We start from the raw sequence: 21,552 nt of genomic DNA on the forward strand, positions 1-21,552 counted from the left end.
ATGAGCACCGAGGCCCGAAAACCACCGCCCCAGATCGCGCTGAAGATCAGGCGCCTTCTGGGCGGCAAGGCAGGCTGGAACGGCGTCGCCGTCCAGTTTGCCTTCGCGGCGGTCCTGGGCTGGATCGGCTATGAGATCGTCTCCAATGCCCGCGCCAACCTCGAAAACCAGCACATTGCCGCCGGCTTCGGCTTCTTGCGGAACAATGCCGGTTTCGACGTCAACCAGACGCTGATCTCCTACACCGGCTCGGACACGTTCCTGCGGGTGTTCGTGGTCGGGCTCCTGAACACGCTCATCGTCTCGGTGGTGGGCATCGTCTTCGCCACATTGATCGGTTTCATCGTTGCGCTGTGCCGGCTCTCGCCCAACTGGCTGTTGTCGCGCGTCGGCGAGATCTATGTCGAAACCATCCGCAATCTGCCGCTGCTGTTCCAGATCCTGTTCTGGTATCTCGCGGTGCTGGCAGCCCTGCCCAATCCGCGGCAGAGCATTTCGCTGCTCGGCATCGCCTTCATCAGCAATCGCGGCCTTGTCATTCCGAGCCCGATCGGCGGAAGCGGCTTGGAGCCGTTTCTGGCGATGCTGGCGCTCGGCATCGTCGCGTCACTGGCCTTGCGCTTCTATGCCCGGCGCGCGTTGTTTCAGGAAGGGCGGATGATCCGGATCTGGCCCTATGTGCTGGGTCTGCTGTTCGGGCTGCCGCTCGCGACCATTCTGGTCACGGGATTGCCCTTCACCTTCGAGCTGCCGCACCTTAAGGGCTTCAATTTCGCCGGCGGCTCGCGGATCATTCCCGAGTTCGTGGCGCTGGCGCTGGCGCTGTCGACCTATACCGCCGCCTTCATCGCCGAGATCGTGCGCGCCGGCATTCTGTCGGTGCACAAGGGGCAAATGGAGGCGGGATCGTCTCTGGGCCTCAGCCGCGGCACCACGCTCCGGCTGATCGTCGTGCCGCAGGCCATGCGCGTCATCGTGCCGCCGCTGACCAACCAATACCTCAATCTCACCAAGAACTCGTCGCTGGCAGTCGCGATCGGCTATCCTGACCTCGTCTCGGTGTTCGCCGGCACATCGCTGAGCCAGACCGGGCAGGCGATCGAGATCATCGCGATGACGATGGGCATCTATCTCCTGATCTCGCTGCTCACCAGCGCGATCATGAGCGTCTACGGTTGGCGCGTCAGCCGGAGTTTGGGCGCATGAGCGATATCGCCTCGAGCAGCTTCGTCCGCCAGGACCTGCTCACCGAGCGTCCCGCGCCGGTGAAGACCACGGGCTTCGTCGGGCTGATGCGCACGCGCCTGTTCAACTCGCCGACCAACATCCTACTCACCATCGTGGGCGCGCTGCTGCTATGGTTCACCATCGTTCCCTCGGTCAGGTTCCTGATGGTCGATGCGGTCTGGAGCGGTAAGGACCGCGCGGCATGCCTCACGGAGAACGCCGGCTTTGCGGTCGGGGCGTGCTGGCCCTACATCCAGGCCAAGCTGCCGCAATTGATCTATGGTTTCTATCCCGAGGCGGAACGCTGGCGGGTGAACCTCACATTCGTTCTTGCGGTGGTCCTGCTGGTGCCGCTGCTCGTGCCGCGCCTGCCGGCGAAAGGGCTCAACGCCAGCCTGTTCTTCGTCGCCTTTCCGGTTGTCGCGTTCTTCCTGCTGCACGGTGGCGGCATCAAGGGCTTTGGCCTCAGCTGGACGGCGGGCTTGCTGGAATTGTTCGACGACAGCATCATCGGCGCCGGGCAGGCCCTGCTCAGTTCCAGCAAGACGTCGGCAGTCGGGCCGCTGTTGTGGCTGGTCGGGAATTTCATTGTGCTGGTCGGCACCGCGATCCATTGGCTGATCCTGCCGCTGACCTGGCTGCGCGACCAGATCCAGGGAGCGGGGCAGTCGGTCTGGACTGATTTCGCCGTCACGGCCGCGGTCGTCTGCCTGATCGCCTTCGGCCTCGGCGGCGGCTTGCGCGCCGGCGGGCGCGCTCTGGCCTCGAGCATCTTCGCTTTCGTCGCCATCGCCGCCGTGATCAAGCTGATGGGGCTCGATCGCGGTGGCCTGCCGGTCGTGGCGACGAATTTGTGGGGCGGCCTGCTGGTGACGCTGGTGGTCTCCGTCACCGGCATCGTCACCTCGCTGCCGATCGGCGTCGCGCTGGCGCTGGGCCGGCGTTCCACCATTCCGCTGATCCGGATCTTCTCGATCGCCTTCATCGAGTTCTGGCGCGGCGTGCCGCTGATCACCGTGCTGTTCTTCGCCACCTACATGCTCCCGCTGTTCCTGCCGGGCAATTTCAGCGTCGACGGTCTCGTCCGCGCGCTGATCGGTATTGCGCTGTTCACGGGCGCCTACCAGGCCGAGAACGTCCGCGGCGGGCTCGCTGCGATCCCGCGCGGGCAGGGCGAGGCCGCGGCAGCCCTCGGCCTGTCCTGGTGGAAGACGACCTCGCTGATCGTGCTGCCGCAGGCGCTGCGTCACGTCATTCCGAACCTCGTCAACAGCTTCATCTCGCTGTTCAAGGATACCTCGCTGGTTTCGATCGTCGCGCTGTTCGACCTGTTGGGCTCGCTCAGGGCATCGTTTTCGGATCCGAAATGGTCGACGCCTTCGACCGCGTTCACCGGCTTCGCCTTCGCCGGGGTCATCTACTTCATCTTTTGCTTTGGAATGTCGCGCTACTCGCTGTTCGTCGAGCATCGTCTCAACGCCCACCGTCGCAACTGATCGAGGTCCCCCATGTCAGACCCCATCGTCAAGATTTCCGGCCTCAACAAATGGTACGGCGACTTTCACGTCCTGCGCGACATCGACCTCGATGTCCGCAAGGGCGAGCGCATCGTGATCTGCGGACCCTCGGGCTCCGGCAAGTCGACGTTGATCCGCTGCATCAACGCTCTCGAGGAATTCCAGGAGGGTGAGATCGTCGTCGACGGCATCGAGCTCGGGCCCAACCTCAAGCACATCGACGCCGTGCGCCGCGAAGTCGGCATGGTGTTTCAGAGCTTCAATCTATTCCCACACCTCACGGTGCTCGATAATTGCACGCTGGCACCGATCTGGGTGCGCAACATCCCGAAGAGGGACGCCGAGGCGACCGCGATGAAGTTCCTGGAGCGGGTCAAGATCCCGCATCAGGCCAACAAGTTTCCGGGACAGATGTCCGGCGGCCAGCAGCAGCGCGTCGCCATCGCCCGCGCCCTGACGATGAATCCGAAGGTCATGCTGTTCGACGAGCCGACCTCGGCGCTCGACCCTGAAATGGTCAAGGAGGTGCTGGACACCATGGTTGATCTCGCCGGGGAGGGCATGACCATGCTGGTCGTCACCCACGAGATGGGTTTTGCCCGCGAGGTCGCCAACCGCGTGGTGTTCATGGATGCGGGCCAGATCATCGAGGCCAACACCCCGAACGAGTTCTTTGCGGCGCCTCAGCACGCCCGCACAAAGCTGTTCCTGAGCCAGATCTTGCGCTGAACGCCCTGTATTCCGTGGCCTCGCCGGTCTAGCCGCCCCACCAGCCTGGCACCATCCGAATCAGCTTTGCCTCCTTTCGGGCATCCCGGAGAGAGACCTTGCAGAGCAGTGTCGGCGCGCGCGCCTACCAGAATGCGCGATTGCAGAAGAAGTTGAGGAAGCAGGCGGATGCCGTCATGTCCTTGGCGATCGAGGCACTCGGGCAGGGCAGATTTGCCGAGGCCGAGACACTCTGCCGCGAGATCGTGAAGGAGTTGCCGGATCATTTCCATGCCACGCACCTGCTCGGCCTGCGCGCCTATGAGGGCGGGCGGCTCGAGGAGGCGCAAGAGCTGTTCGAGCGCGCGATCGCGCTCGATCCGCGCTCGCCCGATGCCCATGGCAATCTCGGGACCGTGTATTTCGCGCTCGAGAAATTCGAGAACGCCCGCGCCTGCCAGGAGAAGGCCATTGCGCTGAAGCCGAATTGTCCGATCACCCTGACCAATCTCGGCAATACGCTGCTGAACCTCGGCCTCGGCGAACAGGCGATCGGATTGCACGAACGCGCGATCAGGCTGCGACCGGACTATGCCGATGCATTTTGCAACCGTGGCATGGCGGAGCTGATGATCGGCCGGTTCGAGCGTGCCAATGAGAGTTTCGATCGCGCTCTGTTGTTTCAGCCGCGTCATGCGGAGGCGATCGCCGGCAGGGGCATGGTGTGCATCGAGCTGCGGCACTATGCGGAGGCCGAAGCCGCCCTCGCAGCTGGCCTCGCGATCAAGCCGGGTTCACCGCGGATATTGGCGCAGCGCGGACGGCTGAACTTCGATCTGTACCGGCTGGAGCAGGCGGCGGCGGACTTCGATGCGGCGCTGGCGCAATCGCCGCGGCTCGAGCTCGCGCTGCGCGGGAAGGCGCAGGTCAACCTTCTGTTGGGCAACACGACGCAGGCGATTGCGGCCGTCAAGACCCTGCTCGAGGACAATCCGCGGTCCGATTACGCAATCGTGCTTCTCGGCGCCTGCTATGCGAACCAGGGAGACGTCGCCACCGCGCTCGAGAATCTCGATGCGGCGCTCGAGATCTCGCCGGATTATGCCGACGCCATTGCACGCAAGATCTTCATCCTGGATTATCTGCCGGAGGCGGATTTCGCGGTCCAGCAGGCGGTGCGGAAATCCTGGTGGGATGCGATCGGCGCCAGACTGCCGCAAAGGACATTGCCGCCGCGGCAGCCCGATCCGGACAGGCGGATCGTCGTCGGATATGTCGCCTCGGAATTCAGGAACCACTCGGCGGCGTTCGCGCTGTTGCCGGTGCTGCGCCATCATGATCACACGAGGTTCGAGATCGTCTGCTATTCCTGTTGGCCGTTACAGGATGAGATCACCGAGAGGTTCAAGCCTCTCGCAGACGTCTGGGTCGACGCGGCGCAGCTCTCGGACGACGAACTGGCCGATCGCATACAGGCGGACAAGATCGACATTCTGATCGACGTGTCGGGACATACGGCCGGCAACAGACTCGCCGTGTTCGCCCGCAAGCCGGCCCCGATCCAGGTCACGGGCTTCGGCCACGCGACAGGCACGGGTCTTCAGACCATGGACTACGTGCTCGCGGATCCAATCTTCATTCCGCAATCGGCCCGCCATCTGCTGGCCGAGAAGGTCCATGATCTGCCGTGCCTGATCACGATCGATCCCATCCTGGATCTGCCGCCGTCGGAGCTTCCCATGCTCCGCAACGGCCATGTGACCTTCGGCGTGTTCAACCGCATCTACAAGATCTCCGATGAGGCGATCCGGGTGTGGTCGAAAGTGATGCGTGAGGTGGCGGGTTCGAAGATCATCATCAAGCACGGGCTGCTCGACGATCCCTTGCTGCGCGACGGCCTGATCGCGCGGTTCGTGGCCCACGGCATTGCCGAAGAGAATATCACCTGTCTGGGCTCGACCTCGCGCCACGAGCATCTGCTGGCCTTTGCGAATGTCGACATCTCCCTCGATCCGTTCCCGCAAAATGGCGGCATCAGCACCTGGGAATCCCTCTATGCGGGTGTTCCGGTCGTCGCCAGGCTCGGCAAGGGCGCCTCGTCGCGCGCTGGCGGCTCGATCGTCGCGGCCGTGGGCCTCGAGGACTGGATGGCCGAGGATGACGATGGCTATGCCGCGATCGCGTGCAGATATGCGGCGCAGCCCGCTCATCTGGCGAAGTTGCGCGCCGATCTGCCGGCTCGGATCGCAGCCTCGGCCGCCGGCAACGTCGAACGTTACACCTTGGAGGTCGAGGCGGCCTATCGCCGGTTCTGGCGAGATCATTGTGCCGGCGCCTCGGAGCGCGGCGAGATGGCATAGCCAGATCTTGCGTTGCGCCCCCGGAAAATCCCGGGGGCGATGCCGGTCCGCCGACCGGGCGGCGGGGCTTGCGAATCAGTTAGACTCTGCCCAGGGGATCCTCCGGAGAGACACCTTGCAGAACAGCGGCGGCGGCGCGCGCGCATTCCAGAACGCGCGACTGCAGAAGAAATTGATGAAGCAGGCCGATGCGGTCATCGCCGCTGCGGCGAACGCCTATGGTCAGGGCCGATATGCCGAGACCGAGGCACTGTGCCGTGAGATCCTGAAAGCCCTTCCGGATCATGTCGACGCCACGCATCTGCTCGGCATGTGCGCACATGACGGCCGGCGCCTCGAGGAGGCGCAAGAGCTGCTCGAGCGCGTGATCGCGCTCGATCCGCGCCTCCACGATGCCCACAACAACCTCGCGACCGTGCATTTCGACCTGGGCAATTACGAAGAGGCGCGGCGGGGCCAGGAGAGGGCGATCGCGCTGAAGCCGAATTTCGCGGTCGCGCTGACCAATCTCGGCAATACGCTGATGCATACGGGGCAGTACGAGCAGGCGCTCGAGATGCACGAGCGCGCCATCAAGTTGAAACCGGATTATGCCGATGCGCTCTGCAACCGCGGCATGGTCGAGATCGTGCTTGGACAGATTATGCGCGCCAAGGAGAGTTTCGAGCGCGCCCTGCTGTTCCAGCCGCGTCACGCCGAGGCCATCGTCGGCAGCGGCATGGTCAGCATGGAGCTTCGGCACCACGAAGAGGCGGCCGCCAAATTCGCCACGGCGCTCGCGATCAAGCCCGGTGCGCCGAGGATTCTGGCCCAGCGCGGGCGGCTCAGTTACGAACTGCAGCGCCTGGAGCCCGCGCTTGCGGATTTCGAGGCGGCGCTTGCGATCTCGCCCAAGCTGGAGCTGGCGCTCCGGGGCAAGGCTCAGACCTGCCTCGTCATGGGAAAGACCGCGCAGGCGATGGCGGCCGCGACGACGTTGATCGAGCGAAATCCGCGCTCCGAGATGGGAATGGCGCTGATGGGCTTCGCTTATTCGAACCAGGGCGACATGGATACCGCGATCGAATACCTCGATCGCGCGCTGGCGCTCCGACCGGACTATGGGGACGCGATCAGGGGAAAGATCTTCCTGGAGGACTACCGCGCCGAGGCCGATTTCGTGGTCCAGCAGGCGGTGCGAAAATCCTGGTGGGATCAGATCGGCTCCAAGGTGCCGCGAAGGGAGCTGCCGAAGCGGCCACTTGATCCGGAAAAGCGGATCGTGGTCGGCTATGTCGCTGCCGAATTCCGCCAGCATTCGGCGGGGCTCACGCTGCTGCCGGTGCTGCGCCACCATGATCACGCCAAATTTGAAATCATCTGCTACTACTCCTGGCCGGGCGCGGACGAGTACACCGCCAAGTTCAAATCACTGGCGGACGTCTGGGTGGATGCCTGGGGGCTCTCGGACGATGAACTCGCCGATCGTATTCAGGCCGACAATGTCGACATCCTGATCGACGTTTCGGGCCACACGACCGGCAACAGGCTGCAATGCTTCGCGCGGAAGCCGGCGCCGATCCAGGCCACCGGCTTCGGTCATGCGACGGGCACGGGCATGCCGACCATGGACTACGTCCTCGCGGATCCCATCTTCATTCCGCCATCGGTCCGGCACTTGTTTCCCGAGAAGATCCACGATCTGCCGTGCTTGATCACGATGGAGCCCGTCACCAATCTGCAGCCGTCCGAGCTGCCGATGCTCCGCAACGGCCACGTCACGTTCGGCGTGTTCAACCGCATCTACAAGATCTCGGATGATGCGATCCGCGTGTGGGCGCGCATCATGCGGCAGGTGCCGGGATCGAAGATCATCCTCAAGCATGGTTTGCTCGACGATGCCCTGCTGCGCGATAGCCTGATCGCTCGCTTCATCGCGCAGGGCATTGCGGAGGAGAACATTACCTGCCTCGGCACCACCTCGCGCGACGACCATCTGAAGGCCTTCGACCAGATCGATATTTCCCTCGACACGTTCCCGCAAAACGGCGGCATCAGCACCTGGGAATCCCTCTACAAGGGCGTTCCCGTCGTCGCCAAGCTCGGCATCGGCGCCTCCTCGCGTGCCGGCGCCTCCATCGTGGCGGCCGTCGGCCTCGGCGACTGGGTCGCGGAGGATGACGACGGCTATGTCGAGATCGCCCGCAAGTTTGCCTCGCAGCCCGAGCATCTGGCGAAGTTACGCGCCGGGCTGCCGGCCCAGATCGCAGCCTCGCCCGCCGGCAATGTCGAGATCTACACGCGCGAGCTCGAGGCGGGGTACCGCAAGTTCTGGCGCGACTATTGTGCCGCCGCCTCGGAAGGCGGCGACGCTGCTGTGAGCGGGGCGGACGCATCTCGCGGTTGCTGAGCAGGATCCGGTAGCGCCCCCGGGATAGCCCGGAAGGATTTCCCGCCCCGCCGGCCCGCCGCACGAATCAGCTAGACTCGCCGCCGGCCATCTTCCGGAGAGACACCTTGCAGAGCAGCGCTGGCGCGCGCGCATTCCAGAATGCGCGATTGCAGAAGAAGTTGAAGAAGCAGGCCGACGCCATCATCTCCGCCGCGGCGAGCGCTTATGGCCAGGGCAGATATGCGGAGACCGAGGCACTCTGCCGCCAGATCGTGCAAGCTGTTCCGGATCACTTCGACGCCACGCACCTGCTCGGCCTGAGCGTGCAACAGGGTGGGCGTCTGGAGGAGGCGCAACAGCTGCTCGAACGCGCAATTGCGATCGATCCGCGTTCGCACGAGGCCCATAACAATCTCGCTGCTGTGCACCTGGCTCTTCAGAAATTTGAGGCCGCTCGCGCCTGCCTGGAGAAGGCGATCGCGCTGAAGCCCAATTTTGCGCCGGCCCTGGCCGGCCTCGGCAACACCTTGCTCCAGATGAACCTGCCCGAGCAGGCCATCGAGATGTACGATCGCGCGATCAAGCTGAAGCCGGATCATGCCGATGCGCTCTGCAATCGTGGCCTCGCCGAGCTGGCGCTCGGCCGGTTCGACCGGGCCAGGCAGAGTTTCGAGCGCGCTTTGTTGTTTCAGCCGCGCCACGCCGAAGCGCTCGTCGGCAAAGGGGTGGTCAGCATCGAGCTCAAGCACTACGATGAGGCGGAAGCCGCCCTCGCAGCGGCGCTCGCGATCAGGCCCGGTTCGGCGAAGACGCTCGCGCATCGCGGGCGACTCAATTTTGCGCTGTCGCGACCACAGCAGGCGGCTGCGGATTTTGATGCCGCACTTGCGCTTTCGCCGAAGCTCGAAGTGGCCTTGCGGGGGAAGGCGGAAGTCTCGCTGAGCATGGGGAATAATGCGCAGGCGATGCTGGCCTGCACGGCGTTGCTCGAAGAAAATCCGCGCTCGGCGATTGCGCTCGCGCTGCTGAGTTCCTGTTTTGCGAACCAGGGAGACATCGCAGCCGCGATCGAACATCTCGACGCCGCGCTCGCCCTCGCGCCGGACCAGCCGGACCTGATCGCGCGGAAGATTTACTTTCTGGACTTCCTCTCCGAGGCCGATTTCGCGGTCCAGCAGGCGGCGCGCAAATCCTGGGGGGATGCGATCGGCGCCAGATTGCCACAGAGGAAGCTCGCGCCACGGCAGCTCGATCCTGACAGGCGGATCGTGGTCGGTTATGTCGCTGCCGAATTCTGGTACCACTCGGCGGCGTTCGGTCTGTTGCCGGTGCTTCGCCATCACGATCACGCCAGGTTCGAGATCGTCTGCTATTCGTGCTCGCCGACGCGAGACGAGATGACCGCCAAGTTCAAGTCGTTGGCGGACGTCTGGGTCGACGCCTGGCAGCTGTCCGATGACGAACTGGCCGACCGTATCGAGGCCGACAAGGTCGATATCCTGATCGACGTGTCCGGGCATACCACCGGCAACAGGCTCCCGGTATTCGCCCGCAAGCCGGCTCCGATCCAGGTCACGGGCTTCGGCCACGCCACGGGAACCGGCCTGCAGACCATGGACTACGTGCTCGCCGATCCGATCTTCATTGCGGAATCGGCCCGCCACCTGGTGGCCGAAAAGGTCTATGACCTGCCGTGCCTGATCACGACAGATCCGATCCTGGATGTGCCTGCTTCGGATCTGCCCATGCTCCGCAACGGCCACGTGACCTTTGGCGTCTTCAATCGCATCTCCAAGATCTCGGATCAGGCCATTCGTGTATGGTCGAAAGTGATGCGGGAGGTGGCCGGTTCGAAGATCATCATCAAGCACACTCTGCTCGACGATCCGTTGGTCCGCGACGGTCTGATCGCGCGCTTCGTCGCGCAGGGCATCGCCGAAGAGAACGTCATCTGCGTGGGCTCGACGCCGCGCCACCAGCACCTGCTGGCGTTCGCGCAAGTCGACATCTCGCTCGATACTTTCCCGCAAAACGGCGGCGTCAGCACCTGGGAGTCCCTCTATGCGGGCGTTCCGGTCGTCGCCAAGCTCGGCAACGGGGCTTCTTCGCGCGCCGGCGCTTCCATCGTGACCGCCGTCGGTCTCGGCGACTGGGTCGCCGCGGATGACGATGGCTATGTCGAAATCGCCCGCAGGTTTGCGGCGCAGCCTGAGCACCTGGCGAAGTTGCGCGCGGGTTTGCCGGCTCAGATCGCAGCCTCAGCCGCCGGCAATGTCGAGATCTACACGCGCAGGGTCGAGGAGGGCTACCGCCGGTTCTGGCGCGACTATTGTGCTGCCGCCTCGGAACGCGGCGAGGTCGCGTAACCCGGCCCAGGCGCCGAGCCTGTGGAAGTGCGTTCTTCCCCGGGGCTCCGTGACGATCACACGAACGGCGGCTTGATGTTGCTGCGCTTCTCCAGCCACTCCGGCACCGGCAGGTTCTTCGCGCGCATGAAGTCCGCGTTGAACAGCTTCGACTGATAGCGGCTGCCGGAATCGCACAGCACGGTGACGATCGTCTTGCCGGGCCCGAGCTGTTTGGCAAGGCGCATCGCGCCGACGATGTTGATGCCGGTCGAGCCGCCGAGGCACAGGCCTTCGTGCTGGAGCAATTCGTAGATCGCAGTGACGGCTTCGGCATCGGGAATGAGGTAGGCGTCGTCGACCTTCGCGGTCTCGACGATCGCGGTCGCGCGGTTGAGGCCGATGCCTTCGGTGATCGAGCCGCCGGGCGTCGCCTTGGCATCGCCGGTCCTGAAATATTCGTACATGCCGGCGCCGTGCGGATCGGCGCAGGCGATTCGCACGTTCTTGTTCTTCTCGTTCAGATAACGGCTGATGCCGGCGAGCGTGCCGCCGCTGCCGACCGAGCAGACGAAGCCGTCGACCCTGCCGCCGGTCTGCTCCCAGATCTCGGGTCCGGTGGATTCGTAGTGCGCCTTGGCATTGTCGAGGTTGTTCCACTGGTCTGCGAACAGCACGCCGTTCGGCTCGGTCTTGCGCAGCTCATCCGCAAGCCGCCGGCCGACGTGTTGATAGTTGTTTGGGTTGGCATAGGGCAGGGCCGGCACCTCGATCAGCTCGGCGCCGCACAGCTTCAGAAAGTCCTTCTTCTCCTGGCTCTGCGTTTCCGGGATCACGATCAGGGTTCGGTAGCCGCGTGCGCTGGCGACGACGGCGAGGCCGATGCCGGTGTTGCCGGCGGTCGCTTCCACCACGAGACCGCCGAGCTTGAGCTCGCCGCGCTTCTCGGCCTCCAGGATCATCCATTTGCCGGCGCGGTCCTTGACCGACTGGCCGGGGTTCATGAACTCGGCCTTACCGAGAATGGTGCAGCCGGTCAGTTCCGAGGCGCGCTTCAGCTTGATCAGCGGGGTGTTGCCGATCGCTTCGACAACGTCGTTTCGAATGCTCATGTCAGGAAAATCGCCACCAAGAGGGTTGATCTGGTTGGCCAGAACCTAGTGCTTGGGGGGACAAAGGGGAAGGCTTTTGCGCTGCGGCGAAACCGTCTGAAACTCCTGTCCGAACAGCGATATTCTCCAACCGTGCGACCGCCGATGATGCGCGCGGCCACGCGGCCGGAGATCGGTAGGAGGAAATGACTGAGGTCCGCCAAAGCACGAAACGATAACGCCCATGGTGAGTGGTCTTGCGACCAATTTTTGCCACGGGCGAGCGGATCGCGGTCGAGGAGCGTGGACAGAGTGGGGGAAGGGTGAGGAAAAATCGGCATGAGGAAAGAGCTTCGCTTGCGGCAATTGACGGTGTTGTGAAGTGACCAGTGGGCGCGACTGAGCTGAAGCGGTGAGGGGTGCTCGGATTGAAGGGCTCAACGGACGGTGTGGCAGCAATATCACATGAAATCTTGGTAAGCTTGATCCCATTTCCAGTTGTTTCGCCATGAGAGAAGTGGCTGCAAGACAGGCACATTTCACAGTTTTGGCAGTTCGTGCCGGGCTCGTCGGCGTGGTCATCTCGCAACTGCCGGACTGTCCCGCCGTTCCGCGTCCGGCTAGTATGGATCTCAGGTTCCGCAGAAAGCATCACCCCTGTGAGCGAGTTGTCCAAAGCCCCCCGATTGTCCCGCCGCGAATCGGTTAATCCGGTCCCGCGGCGGCTCGATCTGCCCGGCGGGGGGTGGATGTGACACAGGATGTTCCGGCGATCGCCATGCGGCGGTACGAAGGGTCTGCATCCCGGACGCGGCGCGCGGCGCGCTGGGTTGCGGTGGTGTGCCTCGCCGCTGGGTCCGGTGCTTGCGTGCTGACTCAGGATCTCCCCGATCCCGCCCTCGACGTTCCCACGCAGTACAAATACGCCGGCAAGGGCGATGCGCCGCCGTCATTGGATTGGTGGCGTGGCTTCCGCTCGGCGGAGCTGACGCAGCTGATGGAAGAGGCGCAGACCGTCAACCTGGATATCGCCGCAGCCGTTTCACGCATCGTCCAGGCCGACGCCCAGGCGCGGCAGGCGGGCGCGGCGCTGCTGCCGAGCGTGTCGACGGGCGGATCGGAAACCTATTCGCGCACGTCGGGCGCAAGCTCCTCGGGCCTGTCCATTGGCGGCCGCGAAGTCGTCAACTATTCGGCCTCGCTCAGCGCGAGCTATCAGCTCGACTTCTGGGGCCAGAATCGCGATGCGCTGCAAACGGCCGAGGAGACCGCCAACGCCAATCGCTTCGATCGCGATACCGTCGCGCTGACGACGCTCGCAGCCGTCGCCAATGCCTATTTCCAGGTGCTGGCCTCGCAGGACCGGATCAGGACCTCACAGCGCAACATCGCGAGCGCGCAGCGCATCCTTGATGCGGTCAGGGAGCGGCGCAAGGCCGGCACCGGCACGGATCTCGATGTCGCCCAGCAGGAGAGCGTGCTCGCCAACCAGAAGGCCCTGGTGCCGCCGCTGCGCCAGACGCTGGACCAGAACGTCAACGCGCTCGCCGTGCTGGTCTCGCGCCCGCCCGAGAGCGTGCGCGTGCTCGGCAGCTCCCTGGACCGGGCCGCGATCCCGCGCGTGACGCCCGGCCTGCCGTCGGAGCTCCTGACGCAGCGGCCCGACATCCGCCGCCAGGAGGCGCAGCTTGCGTCTGCGACCGCCAACATCGGCAACGCCCGTGCCCAGTTCTTTCCGACCATCCAGCTCACCGGCAATGGCGGCTATCAGAGCTCGGCGCTGGTCTCGCTGTTCCAGCCGCACGCGGCTTTCTTCCAGCTCGTCGGCAGCGCCACTCAGCCGATCTTCGACGGCGGCAAGATCCTCGGCAATTTCGAATTCGCCAAGGCAAGGCAGGACGAGCTGCTCCAGACCTACCGCAAGACCATCGTGCAGGCCTTTGCCGACGTCGATAACGCGCTGTTCTCGATCAAGCAGACCACGATCAAGCTGCAATTGCAGCGCGACGTGGTCGTCGCCTCGCGCCGTGCCTTCGATCTCTCCGAGCAGCAATTGCGCGCCGGCACCGCCGACATCGTGACCGTGCTCAACACTCAACTCACCCTGTTCCAGGCGGAAGACGCGCTGTCGCAGGCGCAACTGGCCCGCTTGCTCGCCATCGTCAGCCTGTATCAGGCGCTCGGCGGCGGCTGGGAGCCGCGAATGGAGAAACCGGTCAATGCTCTTTAAGCCGGATAGCAAGCAAGGCGTAGAGGAGGGAACGGCGAAAAGGTCGCGTGGCCGCGGCTTCGTCATGACCCTGATCACGCTCGCGATCCTCGGCGGCCTGTTCTATCTCGGCTGGAACGCCACGCATCAACAGCAGGCCAACAACCGCAACAACCAGCGGCTCGATCTGCCGGTGCCCGTGCTGGCGGCGAGCCCGCGAGTGCTGGACGTTCCGGTCTATCTCGACGGCGTCGGCGCGATCCGCGCGCTCAACACCGTAACCGTGCGCTCCCAGGTCGACGGCAAGCTGATCGCAGTCAACTTCACCGAGGGACAGGACGTCAAGAAGGGCGACGTGCTCGGCGAGATCGATCCGGCGATCTACCAGGCGCAGTACGACCAAGCAGTCGCCAAGAAGGCGCAGGACCAGGCCCAACTTGCCAACCAGCGCATCGACTTGACGCGCTACGAGCAGCTCGCCGCCTCCAATGCAGGCTCCAAGCAGCAGGCCGACACCCAGCGCGCGCTGGTGGCGCAGACCGAGGCGCTGGTCAAGGCCGATCAGGCCGCGATCGACAATGCGGCGGCGACGCTGAGCTACACCAAGATCGTGGCCCCGATCTCGGGCCGTGCCGGCCTGCGCCAGGTCGACCAGGGCAACATCATCCATGCCTCCGACACCACGGGTCTCGTGGTGATCACGCAATTGCAGCCGATCGCGGTGTGGTTCAGCCTGCCGCAGCAACAGATCATGCGCGTCAATGCGGCCGCGGCGAAGGGCACGCTCGCGGTCGACGTGTTCGGCAATGACGGCATCACGGTGATCGACACCGGCAAGCTGACCGGCATCGACAATCAGGTCGACCAGACCACCGGCACGCTCAAGCTCAAGGCGGCATTTCCCAACGCCAATTACCAGCTCTGGCCGGGCCAGTTCGTCAATGTCCGTCTCAAGGTCGAGACGCTGGTGCAGGCGCTGGTGATACCGACGTCGGCCGTGCAGCGCGGCCCGATCGGGACCTTCAGCTATGTCATCGGCGAGGACAACGTCGTCTCGGCCAAGCCCGTAGTGGTGACACAGCAGAACGAGCATGACGCCGTGATCGCCAGCGGCCTATCGGCGAGCGACAGGGTCGTCACCACGGGCTTCGCCAATCTGGCCGACGGCTCCAAGGTGATCGTCGGCCGCGACGACCAGACCCCGTCGGCCGATCTCGCTCCGCGCAAGCGCTCGCGCGGGCCGGACGCCCAGAAGAAGGATGGCGCCAAGGAAAGTCAGAAGGACGGTCCGAAGGACGGACAGGGCAAGGGCGGCGAATTCCGCGCCAAGCGCAACAGCAGCGAAGGCGACCAGAAGGGGCAGACCGGGCCGGCTCCTGGACCTGCACCTGGGCCGGGAGCATCGGGACCTGGAGCCAAGCAGCCATGATCCCGACAACAGCCGCTTGAAGCGGCAGGCAGATCCCATGGGTGTCTCCGAACCCTTCATCCGCCGGCCGATCGCGACCTCGCTGCTCGGCATCGCGCTTCTGATCGGCGGGCTGCTAGGCTATTTCGCGCTGCCGGTCTCGGCGCTGCCGCAGGTCGATTTCCCGACCGTGCAGGTGACGACGCAGCTTCCCGGCGCGAGCCCCGACGTGATCGCCTCGCTGATCACGGCGCCGCTGGAGCGGCAGCTCGGGCAGATCCCGTCGCTGTCGGCAATGAACTCGACGAGTTCGTTCGGCGTCAGCCAGATCTCGCTCCAGTTCGATCTCAATCGCGACATCGATGGCGCGACCCAGGACGTGCAGGCCGCGATCAACGCCGCGGCGGGCGTCTTGCCGAAGACCCTGCCTTATCCGCCGACCTACGCCAAGGTGAACCCGGCCGACGCGCCCGTCATGACGCTGGCGCTGCGCTCGGACACGACCTCGCTGCGGGTCATGAGCGACATTGCGGACACCATTCTGGCGCAGCGGCTGAGCCAGATTTCCGGCGTCGGACGGGTCTCGGTGCTCGGCGGGCTGAAACCGGCCGTGCGCATCCAGGCCGATCTGGCGCGGCTCGCCGCCTACGGCATCGCCATGGAAGATTTGCGCACCGCAATCGCCAACGCCAACGTCTCCGGGCCGAAGGGCTCGCTCGACGGCGCGCAGCAATCCTACATCATCGCGGCCAACGACCAGATCGCCGCGGCCGAAGCCTACAAGCCCGTCATCATCGCCTATCGCAACGGCTCGCCGGTCACCATTGCCGACGTCGCGCAGATCGTCGATGGCCTCGAGAACGACCGCACCGGCGGCTGGTACCAGGGCACGCCGGCCGTCATCATCGACATCCAGCGCCAGCCCGGCGCCAACGTGATCGAGGTCGTCAAGCAGATCCGGGCGGAAATCCCCAAAGTGCAGCGCGCGATCCCGGCCGGGGTGAACCTCACCATCGTGTCCGATCGCACCGTCACCATCCGCGCCTCGGTGCGCGATGTGCAGTTCACGCTGGTCCTTGCCGTCGTGCTGGTGACCCTGGTGGTGCTGCTGTTCCTGCGTTCGCTGCGCGCAACCTTGATCGCGGGCGTCGCGCTGCCGCTGTCGCTGATCACGAGCTTCGGCATCATGTATTTCGCCGGGTTCAGCCTCGACAATCTGTCGCTGATGGCGCTGACGATCGGCACCGGCTTCGTCGTCGACGACGCCATCGTCATGATCGAGAACATCGTGCGCCACATGGAGAACGGCGACGGCGCGATGGAGGCTTCGCTGAAGGGCGCCAGCGAAATCGGCTTCACCGTGATCTCGCTGACGGTGTCGCTGATCGCGGTCTTCATCCCGCTGCTGTTCATGTCGGGCCTCGTCGGACGCATGTTCCGCGAATTCGCACTGACCTTGACGATCGCGGTCGTGACCTCGGCCGTGGTCTCGCTGACGCTGACGCCGATGATGTGCTCACGCCTGCTCAAGCACGCCCATGAGGAACTGGCGGTGCCGGGATTGGCCGCGATCAGCCGCTTCATCGACCGCACCGTCGAGGCCTATCATCGGACGCTGCTCTGGGTGCTGGAACACCAACGCGCCACGCTGGTCGTGACCTTCGCCACGCTGATCGCGACCCTGGTCCTCTATGTCGTCGCGCCAAAGGGCTTCCTGCCGCTGCAGGACACCGCCTCGATCACGGCCGTGACGGAGGCCGGACCCGACGTGTCGTTCGCGGAGATGCAGAAGCGGCAGTCCGAAGCTTCCGACGCCATCAAGGCGGATCCCGACGTGGTCGGCGTGGTCTCGGTGATCGGGGCGGGTTCGGTCAATCCGACCACCAATGTCGGCCGGCTCGTCATGAGCTTGAGGCCGCGCGGCGAGCGGCGCGACGATGTCGCGGCCGTCATAACCCGGCTGAAGCAGAGGGTCGCGGGCATCCCGGGCATGACCGTCTATTTCCAGCCGGTGCAGGACGTGCAGATCTCGACCCAGTCGAGCCGCTCGCAATACCAGTACGCCCTGACCGGCACCGATGCGACGTTGGTGTCGGAATGGGCGCGCAAGCTGGTGACGGAGATGCGGCGCGATCCCTTGTTCCGCGACGTCTCCTCCGAAGCGCAGGAGGGCGGATTGCGGGCGCAGCTCGACGTCGACCGCACCCGCGCGGGCCAGCTCGGCGTCAGCCTCCAGGCCGTCACCGACACGCTCAACGACGCGTTCGCGCAGCGGCAGATCTCGACCATCTACGGCCAGGCCAACCAGTACCGCGTGGTGCTGGAAGCGCTGCCGATGTATCAGCGCGATCCCTCGATCCTGTCAAAACTCTATCTGCCGGGCGGTGCGAGCGCCACCGCCGGCGCGCCCAACGCCCAGGTGCCGCTGTCGGCGGTGGCGACGCTGAAACGCACCACCGCGCCGCTCGCGATCTCGCATCAGGCGCAATTCCCGTCGGTATCGCTCAGCTTCAACCTCGCGCCGGGCGCCGCGCTCGGCGATGCCGTCGAAGCCGTGAAAACCATCGAGACCCGGATCGGCATGCCGGGCAGCATCGTCGGCGTCTATGCTGGCGATGCGGCCGAATTCGCCAAGGCGCTCGCCGGCCAGCCCTGGTTGCTGCTCGCCGCCGTGATCACGATCTACATCGTGTTGGGGGTGCTCTACGAGAGCTATATCCACCCGATCACGATCCTGTCGACGCTGCCCTCGGCGGGCGTCGGCGCGATCCTGGCGCTGCTGCTGTGCGGGCAGGACCTGTCGGTCATCGGCCTGATCGGCATCATTCTCCTGATGGGCATCGTCAAGAAGAACGCGATCATGATGATCGACTTCGCGCTCGAGGCGGAGCGCGGGCAGGGCATGTCGCCGAACGAGGCGATCGTGCAAGCCTGCCTGTTGCGCTTCCGCCCGATCATGATGACGACGCTGGCGGCCCTGTTCGGCGCGCTGCCGCTGGCGATCGAGAGTGGCACCGGCGCCGAGTTGCGCTTTCCGCTCGGCATCTCCATCATCGGCGGACTGCTGCTCAGCCAGTTGCTGACGCTCTACACGACGCCCGTGATCTACCTCGCGCTCGACCGCATCAACCGCCGCCTCGAGCAGGCGCTGCCGCCGGCTGAATCCGGCGGCCCGCCGGTCGCGGGCGCGACCGAGGGGATGCAGTGATGGCATCGATCTCGGAGCCCTTCATCCGCCGCCCGGTCGCGACCACGCTGCTGTCGATCGGGTTGTTCCTGCTGGGTGCGGTCGCCTACGAGTTCCTTCCCGTCGCCTCGGTCCCGAACGTCGACTTCCCCGCCATCTTCGTCTCGGCCAATCGGCCGGGCGCCGACCCGGCCGTGATGGCCGCAACGGTGGCCTCACCATTGGAGCGGCGGCTGGGTGAGATCGCCGGCATCAACCAGATCACCTCGACCTCGACGCTCGGCAACACCAGCATTCAGCTCCAGTTCGACATCGGCCGCAGCATCGATAAGGCCGCCCGCGACGTGCAGGCGGCGATCAACGCCGCGATGGTCGACCTGCCGAGCGACCTGCCGACGCTGCCGCGCTTCCGCAAGGCCAACACGGCTGGCGCGCCCGTCTTCGTGCTGGCTCTGACCTCGAAGACGCTGTCAGCCAGCGCAATTTACGACGTCGCCGATACGGTCCTGGCGCAGCGCATCTCGCAGGTTCCGGGTGTCGGCAACGTGGCGATTAGCGGCGCTGATCAACCGGCGGTCCGCGTCCAGCTCAATCCGGTGGCACTTTCGAACGCAGGCATTGCCACCGACGACGTCCGCACCGCGATCATCAGCGCCAATCCGCTCGGTCCCGTCGGCATCTTCAACGGCGAACGCCAGAGCGAGACGCTGGCGCTCAACCGGCAGATGCGCACCGCCAAGGAATTCCGCGACATCGTCATCAAGAGCGTCAATGGCAATTTCGTGCGGCTGTCCGACGTCGCCGACATCGAGGATTCCGTCCGCAACGCGCGCTCGATCGCATGGTTCAACAAGCAGCCGGCCGTGCTGATCCAGATCACCAAGCAGGGCGATGCCAACGTCATCGACACCGTCGACAGGGTGAAGGCGCTGATCCCCGAGCTCAGGCAATGGATTCCGGCCGGCGTGGAGATTTCCACCCTGGTGGACCGCACCGGCACGATCCGCGCCAGCGTGCTCGACATGCAATGGACCTTGCTGGCGACCGCGATCCTGGTCATGGTCGTGGTGTTCGTATTCCTGCGGCGGCTGACGCCGACGATCGCGGCCGGCATCTCGGTGCCGCTGGCACTGGCCGGCACCTGCGCCGGCATGTGGGTCGCGGGCTTCTCGATCGACAATCTGTCGCTGATGGCGCTCGCGATCTCAGTCGGCTTCGTGGTCGACGACGCCATCGTCATGATCGAGAACATGTATCGCAATCTCGAGCACGGCATGCGGCCGTTCCGGGCGGCGCAAGAGGGCGCCAAGCAGATCGGCTTCACGGTGGTCTCGATCAGCCTGTCGCTGGTCGCGGCGTTCACGCCGCTGATCTTCATGGACGGCATCGTCGGCCGCCTGCTGCGCGAATTCTCGCTGACGCTGACCTTCGCCATCCTGGTCTCGACGCTGGTCTCGCTCACGGTCACGCCGATGATCTGCGCCCATTACATCCGCCACGCCACGTCCGGCACCGCGACACTGTTCGATCGCATCGTCGAGGGCTCGCTGTCGCGCATCGTCGCCTTCTACGCTCGAACCTTGCGCACCGTGCTGGACTACCCGCTGGCGACGCTGCTGGTGTTCTTCGCCACCATCGGCCTCACCGTGACGCTCTACATCAAGGTCCCGAAGGGCTATTTTCCGACCGACGATTCCGGCTTCGTGATCGGAGCGACGCGCGCCTCGGCCGATATCTCGTTCCAGTCGATGCTCGGTCTGCAGCAGCGGCTCGCCGACATCGTGATGAAGGATCCGGCCGTGGCCGGTATTGGCTCGACCGTCGGCGCCGGAGGCGGACCGGGGGGAGCGACCTCGAACCGCGGCATCATGTACATCAGCCTGAAGCCGCCGGAGGAGCGCGACCACGTCTCGACGGAGGTCGTGATCGACCGTCTGAGGCGCGCGCTGTACCCCGTGGCCGGCATCCGCCTCTTCATGTTCGCCGCCCAGGACGTCCGTGCCGGCGGGCGGCAGAGCGATTCCGACTACCAGTACACGCTGACCAGCACCGACCTCAGTCTGCTGCAGAAGTGGGCGCCGATCGTAGCCAAGCGCATGGAGACCGTCGAAGGCATCACCGACATCTCCAGCGACCGCGACCCCGGCGGCCTTCAGCTCACGCTCGCGATCGATCGTCAAAAGGCCTCGGCGCTCGGCGTCAAGGTTCAGGACATCAACAACGCGCTGAACAACGCCTTCTCGCAGCGTCAAATCTCGATCATCTACACCCAGCGCAACCAATACATGACCGTGCTGGAGATCGATCCGAAATTCCAGGTCGATCCCTCCAACCTCGAACGCATCTATGTCGCGGGCGCGGGCGATGCGCAGGTGCCGCTGTCGGCCGTGGTGCATGCCACGCGCAGCCTCGCCGCGCTCGCGGTCTATCACTCGCAGTCGTTCCCCTCGACCACGGTGTCGTTCAACCTCGTGCCGAACGTGCAGCTTCAGGCGGCGACGCAGAACATCCAGCGCGCGGTCGAGGAACTGCACATGCCCGAAGGCATCCGCGGCAGCTTCGACGGCAATGCCGGCGACTTCGCCAAGACCAGCGGCCGCCAGCCGCTTCTGATCCTTGGTGCGCTGGTGGCGATGTATATCGTGTTAGGGGTGCTCTACGAGAGCCTCGCCCATCCGCTCACGATCATCTCGACGCTGCCCTCGGCAGGGCTCGGCGCACTGCTCGCCTTGCAGCTCACCAACACGCCGCTGACGGTGATCGCCTTCGTCGGCATCATCCTCTTGATCGGCATCGTCAAGAAGAACGGCATCATGATGGTGGATTTCGCGCTCGACGCCGAACGCCAGCGCGGCCTGTCGTCAGCGGAGGCGATCTTCGAGGCCTGCCAGGCGCGCTTCCGCCCGATCCTGATGACGACCATGGCGGCGCTGTTTGCCGGCATTCCGCTCGTGGTGGCGACCGGCCCCGGTACCGAGCTGCGCCGGCCGCTCGGCATCACCATCATCGGCGGCCTGTTCGTGTCGCAGATCCTGACGCTCTACACCACGCCCGTGATCTATCTGCTGATCGACCGCCTGCGGCGGCGGTCCGCGCCGCGCCCGCTGCCTGCGCCCGCGGAATGAGTTG

11 protein-coding genes are annotated in these 21,552 nt (G+C 64.9%); 10 read left to right on the forward strand and 1 reads right to left on the reverse strand.

Annotated elements, in window-relative coordinates; translation table 11 throughout:
• From XH84_RS31090 to XH84_RS31115, 6 genes are all read left to right on the forward strand, one after another.
• Entirely contained in the window at positions 1-1,206 is a 1,206-nt protein-coding gene (locus tag XH84_RS31090; protein ID WP_128921841.1) for an amino acid ABC transporter permease, read from the forward strand.
• Entirely contained in the window at positions 1,203-2,723 is a 1,521-nt protein-coding gene (locus tag XH84_RS31095) for an amino acid ABC transporter permease (protein WP_128921840.1), read from the forward strand. Before XH84_RS31090 ends, XH84_RS31095 begins: the two co-directional genes overlap by 4 nt.
• A 12-nt stretch (positions 2,724-2,735) precedes the next feature.
• A complete protein-coding gene (locus tag XH84_RS31100) occupies positions 2,736-3,473 on the forward strand; it encodes an amino acid ABC transporter ATP-binding protein (protein ID WP_128921839.1) in 738 nt (245 codons plus the stop codon).
• Positions 3,474-3,571: 98 nt separating this feature from the next.
• The gene (locus XH84_RS31105; RefSeq protein ID WP_164936565.1) at positions 3,572-5,812 is read left to right on the forward strand and encodes a tetratricopeptide repeat protein; all 2,241 of its coding nucleotides are present in this window, start codon (positions 3,572-3,574) and stop codon (positions 5,810-5,812) included.
• A gap of 115 nt (positions 5,813-5,927) precedes the next feature.
• Complete coding sequence (locus XH84_RS31110; RefSeq protein ID WP_164936564.1) at positions 5,928-8,201, forward strand: O-linked N-acetylglucosamine transferase, SPINDLY family protein; 2,274 nt, start codon at positions 5,928-5,930, stop codon at positions 8,199-8,201.
• Positions 8,202-8,308: 107 nt separating this feature from the next.
• Complete coding sequence (locus XH84_RS31115) at positions 8,309-10,549, forward strand: tetratricopeptide repeat protein (RefSeq protein ID WP_164936563.1); 2,241 nt, start codon at positions 8,309-8,311, stop codon at positions 10,547-10,549.
• 56 nt (positions 10,550-10,605) lie between these two features.
• On the opposite strand, the gene XH84_RS31120 is transcribed toward XH84_RS31115, so the two are convergent.
• Complete coding sequence (locus XH84_RS31120) at positions 10,606-11,640, reverse strand: cysteine synthase A (protein ID WP_128921838.1); 1,035 nt, start codon at positions 11,638-11,640, stop codon at positions 10,606-10,608.
• Between the two features lie 724 nt (positions 11,641-12,364).
• Between XH84_RS31120 and XH84_RS31125 the strand changes: the two genes are divergently transcribed.
• From XH84_RS31125 to XH84_RS31140, 4 genes are read left to right on the forward strand one after another with little or no spacing between them, the layout of a single operon-like run.
• Complete coding sequence (locus tag XH84_RS31125; RefSeq protein WP_128921837.1) at positions 12,365-13,849, forward strand: efflux transporter outer membrane subunit; 1,485 nt, start codon at positions 12,365-12,367, stop codon at positions 13,847-13,849.
• Entirely contained in the window at positions 13,839-15,257 is a 1,419-nt protein-coding gene (locus XH84_RS31130; RefSeq protein WP_128921836.1) for an efflux RND transporter periplasmic adaptor subunit, read from the forward strand. The genes XH84_RS31125 and XH84_RS31130 overlap by 11 nt, the downstream gene beginning before the upstream one ends.
• A gap of 37 nt (positions 15,258-15,294) precedes the next feature.
• Entirely contained in the window at positions 15,295-18,444 is a 3,150-nt protein-coding gene (locus XH84_RS31135) for an efflux RND transporter permease subunit (RefSeq protein ID WP_128921835.1), read from the forward strand.
• On the forward strand, positions 18,444-21,548 hold the full coding sequence (locus XH84_RS31140) for an efflux RND transporter permease subunit (protein WP_128921834.1): 3,105 nt from the start codon (positions 18,444-18,446) through the stop codon (positions 21,546-21,548). Before XH84_RS31135 ends, XH84_RS31140 begins: the two co-directional genes overlap by 1 nt.
• The last annotated feature ends 4 nt before the right edge of the window (positions 21,549-21,552 follow it).

Origin of the sequence: Bradyrhizobium nanningense, assembly GCF_004114535.1 — a bacterium.
GTDB classification, from domain to species: Bacteria; Pseudomonadota; Alphaproteobacteria; order Rhizobiales; family Xanthobacteraceae; genus Bradyrhizobium; species Bradyrhizobium nanningense.

Coding starts and splice junctions, on each gene's coding strand:
- XH84_RS31090 (WP_128921841.1), top strand. CDS start 1: ATGAGCACCGAGGCCCGAAAACCACCGCCCCAGATCGCGCTGAAGATC.
- XH84_RS31095 (WP_128921840.1), top strand. CDS start 1,203: ATGAGCGATATCGCCTCGAGCAGCTTCGTCCGCCAGGACCTGCTCACC.
- XH84_RS31100 (WP_128921839.1), top strand. CDS start 2,736: ATGTCAGACCCCATCGTCAAGATTTCCGGCCTCAACAAATGGTACGGC.
- XH84_RS31120 (WP_128921838.1), bottom strand. CDS start 11,640: ATGAGCATTCGAAACGACGTTGTCGAAGCGATCGGCAACACCCCGCTG.
- XH84_RS31130 (WP_128921836.1), top strand. CDS start 13,839: ATGCTCTTTAAGCCGGATAGCAAGCAAGGCGTAGAGGAGGGAACGGCG.
- XH84_RS31135 (WP_128921835.1), top strand. CDS start 15,295: ATGGGTGTCTCCGAACCCTTCATCCGCCGGCCGATCGCGACCTCGCTG.
- XH84_RS31140 (WP_128921834.1), top strand. CDS start 18,444: ATGGCATCGATCTCGGAGCCCTTCATCCGCCGCCCGGTCGCGACCACG.